The sequence below is a fragment of the Mesorhizobium sp. WSM4813 genome (genome assembly GCF_055811555.1).
The window spans coordinates 1-1394 of the sequence record NZ_JBVVQU010000134.1 but is presented as its reverse complement, the minus strand read 5'-3'; the positions used below and the strand labels follow the sequence as shown (position 1 = coordinate 1394).

The following is a 1394-nucleotide window of genomic DNA, read 5'->3' as shown; positions in this document are numbered from 1 at the left end:
CAACTCATGGAGACGACGATGCGCAAACCACGGGACTTTGATGCGGAACTGAAGGCGCTGGAGGACAGGGCGCGCGAACTGAAGACCCGCAAAGTGCAGCAGCTTGGCGAACTGGTGATCGCCAGCGGCGCCGATGCGCTCAGCGCCGAGGAACTGGCAGGCGCGCTGATCGTGCTGGCGGAGACCAAAGAAGCCGGAAAGCGGGAGGCATGGGCGAAACGGGGGGCCACGTTTTTCCAGAGCCGGTCGCGGCGATCTGCTACGGCATCTGAGCGCGACACTGGCGGCGCTGCGACGCAACCGGGCCGCCCGCAACCGCCATCAAGCGGCACGGGCGCGGCATGACATGCGCGATTGGCAGGTCGAGCGCCGCAAGCGCACGCGGCATCTGATCGAACTCGGCGGCCTCGTCGTCAAGGCGGGCATCGTGGACCTGACCGGCGATGATCGTGCCACTATCCTCGGCGCGCTCATCTGGATGGCCGACAAGCTCCAGAGCGAGGACGGCAAACATGCGCGCGGCGTTTGGACAAAGCTGGGGAAGATGGCGTTCGAGGCGGAACGGAAAGAAGAGATGCCTACCGTCGCGCAGGAACAGCAAGACCAGGCATGACCGATGGTGGGCGGCGCGGAGACCTCAAATATCGCAGCGCTGCCCCGTCGTTCTTAAGGAATGACAGTCTCGTTGATATGGAGGACCTGAAAGGCCGCGCAGCGAGGTAGTCGCTGCGCGGCCTTCGTATGCTCATGCCGCCCCTTTTCAACAAGGCCTTCGCCCTTCCTTCAAGCTCCAGTCGGCCATCCTGATGCGCCTTGGTGCGGGCATGGGCGGTTATGCCCTGCACGAAATCGAAGATGCTTTCCGGCGGGCGGCCTTCCTCCTGCAAAACAGACTCGATGATCTTACCCGTTTCGCCCTTGGAGAAACCGCGCTTGCGCAGGAAGCTTTCGCGATCCCCGGCGGTGCGGGCTACAATCTTCTCACGCGCGGCCTTGATGCCGGCGATGAACGGCGCGGGGCTTGAGTTCGCAAAGATTGCGGTTCATGCAAACGGCGCGGAGATAGAAACTCGCAATGCCTAGCGTCTTCGAGCCGACTTCCGAATTCCAGCAGTAGAAGCCACGGAAGTTTGGCGCTCGGCATGCAGAAATGGCCCCTCGGCGTGACGGGGCCGCAGAGGTCAGGCCAGGTTCGCGAGCTCTATCAGCACATCGCCGTGGCACCCCTGCGGCGCGCACCAGCAGACCAGATCGCGGCCGCGGAGTTCGTCGAGAGCGTCGAGCAACTCTGGTTGCGACGCGAGCCACGCGCGATATGTCTCGATGACCTCCTCGCGTGAACCATCGCGGCCGATGACGAAGGGATTTCCCCATTTGCTCGGCCGCCCGATATA

General features: G+C 63.3%; 3 protein-coding genes and 1 pseudogene. 2 read left to right on the top strand and 2 right to left on the bottom strand.

Annotated features, from left to right (window positions below):
- The first annotated feature begins 18 nt into the window (after window positions 1-18).
- A complete protein-coding gene (locus AC0L25_RS32335; protein WP_473599169.1) occupies window positions 19-345 on the top strand; it encodes a conjugal transfer protein TraD in 327 nt (108 codons plus the stop codon).
- A gap of 1 nt (window position 346) precedes the next feature.
- Window positions 347-613: a conjugal transfer protein TraD gene (locus AC0L25_RS32330; RefSeq protein ID WP_473599168.1), complete on the top strand. Its 267-nt coding sequence runs from the start codon at window positions 347-349 to the stop codon at window positions 611-613.
- A 145-nt stretch (window positions 614-758) separates the two neighbouring features.
- Here AC0L25_RS32330 and AC0L25_RS32325 read toward each other — a convergent pair.
- Window positions 759-1152: pseudogene (locus tag AC0L25_RS32325) on the bottom strand (DUF932 domain-containing protein); the annotation flags it as partial.
- A gap of 29 nt (window positions 1153-1181) precedes the next feature.
- Window positions 1182-1394 (bottom strand): DUF4326 domain-containing protein (locus AC0L25_RS32320; protein ID WP_473599167.1); only part of this gene is annotated, 213 nt, incomplete at its 5' end.

Bases quoted from the DNA above. Each gene is read 5' to 3' on its own strand.
- AC0L25_RS32335 (WP_473599169.1), top strand. From the start codon at position 19: ATGCGCAAACCACGGGACTTTGATGCGGAACTGAAGGCGCTGGAGGAC.
- AC0L25_RS32330 (WP_473599168.1), top strand. From the start codon at position 347: ATGCGCGATTGGCAGGTCGAGCGCCGCAAGCGCACGCGGCATCTGATC.